Source organism: Nostoc cf. edaphicum LEGE 07299, from assembly GCF_015207245.1.
GTDB lineage: Bacteria > Cyanobacteriota > Cyanobacteriia > Cyanobacteriales > Nostocaceae > Nostoc > Nostoc edaphicum_B.
Map to the genome: position 1 here is coordinate 1 of NZ_JADEXF010000681.1, position 3,478 is coordinate 3,478.

Genomic DNA, 3,478 nt, shown 5'->3' on the forward strand with positions numbered 1-3,478 from the left:
TGTTCAATCTTTCTCGTGAGCGAGTGCGTCAGATTCAAAGCAAAGCCATGCGGAAATTACGCCGTCCTCACATAGCCAAACGCTTAAAAGGTTGGTTGATTTAATCACATTGCTCAAGATAGAGATGCAATCTTGAAGTTAATTAGCTTTGCAATTCGCCAAAATCGGGCATTTTGTAGCTTTTTTCGGCTTTTGTTTAGTCAATACTCAAAAAAATTGCCCAGTTACCTATAGACTATGGACTATAAACTATGGACTATAGACTAATGACTTCGGGTAGCAATTTGATTGTGCGTTTTGCCCAAGCAGACGATTGCAGCGTACTGTTTAAATTAATTGAGGGACTTGCAGAATATGAAAAATTATCTCACGCGATCGCTGGCAATGTTCTAGCACTTCAGGAGCATTTATTTGGTTCGCGGAGGTATGTAGAGGCAATATTAGCAGAATATGCGGGTGAATCTGTCGGTTTTGCGCTATTTTTTCATAATTATTCAACATTTCTGACTAAGCCAGGAATTTATCTGGAAGATTTATTTGTTTTACCAGAATATCGCAGGCAAGGTATTGGTAAGGCTCTCCTAACTAAAGTAGCTCAGATAGCTGTAGAACGCGATTGTGGGCGATTAGAGTGGAGTGTCTTAGATTGGAATGAGTCAGCCCAAGAATTCTACCGTAGTATGGGAGCATCTATATTAGATGATTGGCGAATTTGTCGCGTCACAGAAGATGTGCTTACTCAATTAGGATCGGTCAAATAAAAAAACAAAGGATGAAGTATAAAGGATGAAACAGGACAATTTTTATCTTTAATATTTCATCCTTAAATTTTAATAATTTTCTTTAGAAAATACTCAAAATTACATAAATTTGCATTTTAATCATCAGCACAAATAGGACATTTTTGCAAACAAACAAGCTAAGTATTTTGTAGACAAGCAAATTCTCGTTACATATCGCTTTTGTGCTAATAAAGCTAAATCTAAAATCGCCAAGATTCAAAATCCAAAAACTTTATTTAATAAACCAAAGTTTGACAGCTTGTCGTTTGACTATGGCAGCGGCTCAACTCACAATTATGGAGGATATTGCACCGAATAAGCTGTTATTGCAGAGAGAACACGAAATGAAAAAAATGATTACAGTCATACTGTTAGGCATAGCAATCTTCACTTTTGCCTTCAGTCGTCCAGCTTTGGCAGCAGATGCTGCTAGTGGAGCTAAAGTATTTAGTGCCAATTGTGCCTCTTGTCACGCAGGAGGAAAAAATCTGGTTAATGCTGCCAAAAGCCTGAAGAAAGCGGATTTGGAAAAGTATGGTTTGTACTCAGCAGAAGCGATTATTGCCCAGGTTACAAACGGTAAAGGTGCTATGCCCGCCTTCGGCAAACGTTTGAAGTCTGAACAAATTGAAAATGTAGCTGCTTATGTGCTTTCACAAGCAGATAAAGAATGGAAGTAGATTAAAATCTAACTTCAAAAATTAATAATTAGCGGGGCTTCTTGTCCCGCTAATTTTAGAGTTGCCGAAATTATCAAACAGGATGCATATACCAATTTGGGATTAAGAGTCTTTACAAAAAGACTGTTCCAAGAATATCAAACAATACTACCTATCCTAATTTGGTATTATGAGTAACTTATGGCGATTATTTTTCAGTATAATTATTGCTTTACCCCTCACTTTTTTGACTTTACCCGCACATTCCTCACCCATTTTAATTACCCAAATTACAGCGAGTGATTTCTTAGAGTTGGGTGTAGATAAGATGCGACGCGGTGATTATCAGGAAGCAATAAAGAATTTCAACCAGGCGATTGAACTTGAGAAAGATTTGGCTGTAGCTTATAGCGATCGCTGTCTTGCTCATCTCCAACTACAAGATTACCATCAAGCGATCGCAGATTGTACTCAAGCCATAAATTTTGCACCGGATAACTTTGAGGATTATCTAAACCGGGGAGTAGCACATTACAGACAAGGGGATTATTCTGCTGCCATTGTCGATCATAATCGAGCGATCGCACTTAAACCCTACGATTTTCGAGCTTACTACAACCGAGGGCTAGCGCGTGTTGGTGATGAAAAAGATTCAGAGGCAATTCTTGACTTTAATTTAGCCTTAACTCAAATTCCTCGAATGACTAGCTTGCTGCTTGCAGATATCTATAATGACCGAGGTTTAGCACATTTAGTCTTACAAGATACTCAAGCAGCTATGCTCGACTTTAATCTAGCAATTCGCCTCAATGCTAACGATTATAGAGCGTACTTTAACCGAGCTTGTGCTTGCGGACGAAACGGAGATGACTTTGGTGCAGTGCGTGATTTTTCTCAAGTCATCAGACTTAACCCCAGTAATGCCCAGGCTTACGTTAATCGGGGAGTAGCTCATTATCGCTTAGGATATCATTTAGCTGCGATCGCTGATCTGCAAAAAGCATCTGAGTACTACGAACATCAAGGAAAGAAAGTTGCCTACGAAAAAACTCTAGATTTACTGAAGAGTTTGCGAGAACAAATTTCATTTGCAACGGAAATCGCTCTTTTCTAACACTGTAATAACTATACAGGGTATCCACCAGCTTGAAAAATCTGTTCGACGGTTAAATCTAATTCGGGGAAAAGAGGTGAGATAATGCGTTGTTTACCGCCGCAGGCATCGCTACCTTGAAACTGGCTAACTTGGTATTCTCCCTCAATTAAAGTGTAGAGAGAGACAGTTGGTTGTTTGGGGTTGCCAATAAATCGCCTACCGCCTAAAGCAGCATAGTCTACAATCCAGTATTCCGGGATGCCTACAGCCTCATAATCAGCAGCTTTTTTTTAATAATCATCACGCCAATTGCTACTCACTACCTCAACTACTAAAGGTATTGATTCCGCTTGACTGATAGTAGATTCTTTTTTCCATAAAGGTTCGTTTACCAAATTGGGACGATTTAATATCAGCACATCTGGTGAGTAAGCAGATTCATTTTCAGGCGGTTTGACTAATGCTGTTTTGGGTATGAAGTAGGGCAGATTTAAACGAATACATTCTCTAGTAATTTCAAAGGCTAAAAATCCAACTACCTCTTCATGATTGCCTGTGGGTTGCGGCATCTCGACTATTGCTCCATCATGCAATTCATAACGTTTTCCTGTGTTGTCAGGATATTTAGAAACAAATTCATCGAATGTAACTACTTTGCGTAAGGCTTGAATCATAAATTATTGTCTTCTATTGTGTTTGTGAAGCGTCTATTTTTCTCAATACTAACGTAATTCGTAATTGTTACAAGGAAAGAGGCTTTGAAGCTTATTCTCCTTCGCCTTTCAAAGGTTAGCTTGCTTATTAAGCGCAATATCTCTAGCCCTTCGAGATTGCACATTTGGGAATTTGAGCGTTCGAAGCAGACTAAAAGATATATAGCGTTCCTAATCAAATGAAGTATACCATAGCCCCCTCCTCGCTTGCGGGGAGGGGGTTGGGGG

The 3,478-nt window shown here is 39.2% G+C and carries 4 protein-coding genes and 1 pseudogene; 4 read left to right on the forward strand and 1 reads right to left on the reverse strand.

The window, feature by feature from the left end:
• From IQ229_RS18915 to IQ229_RS18930, 4 genes are all read left to right on the forward strand, one after another.
• Window positions 1-104, forward strand: a 104-nt coding sequence (locus IQ229_RS18915) for a sigma factor-like helix-turn-helix DNA-binding protein (RefSeq protein ID WP_194046390.1), incomplete at its 5' end; no start/stop codon positions are given.
• A 162-nt stretch (window positions 105-266) separates the two neighbouring features.
• The gene (locus tag IQ229_RS18920) at window positions 267-761 is read left to right on the forward strand and encodes a GNAT family N-acetyltransferase (protein ID WP_194046394.1); all 495 of its coding nucleotides are present in this window, start codon (window positions 267-269) and stop codon (window positions 759-761) included.
• Between the two features lie 365 nt (window positions 762-1,126).
• Entirely contained in the window at window positions 1,127-1,462 is a 336-nt protein-coding gene (petJ, locus tag IQ229_RS18925; protein ID WP_194046396.1) for a cytochrome c6 PetJ, read from the forward strand.
• 169 nt (window positions 1,463-1,631) lie between these two features.
• Window positions 1,632-2,555, forward strand: a complete 924-nt coding sequence (locus IQ229_RS18930) for a tetratricopeptide repeat protein (protein WP_194046392.1) — start codon at window positions 1,632-1,634, stop codon at window positions 2,553-2,555.
• 11 nt (window positions 2,556-2,566) lie between these two features.
• Here the strand turns inward: IQ229_RS18930 and IQ229_RS18935 are convergent.
• Window positions 2,567-3,211 (reverse strand): annotated as a pseudogene (locus IQ229_RS18935) (Uma2 family endonuclease).
• Window positions 3,212-3,478 lie beyond the last annotated feature (267 nt).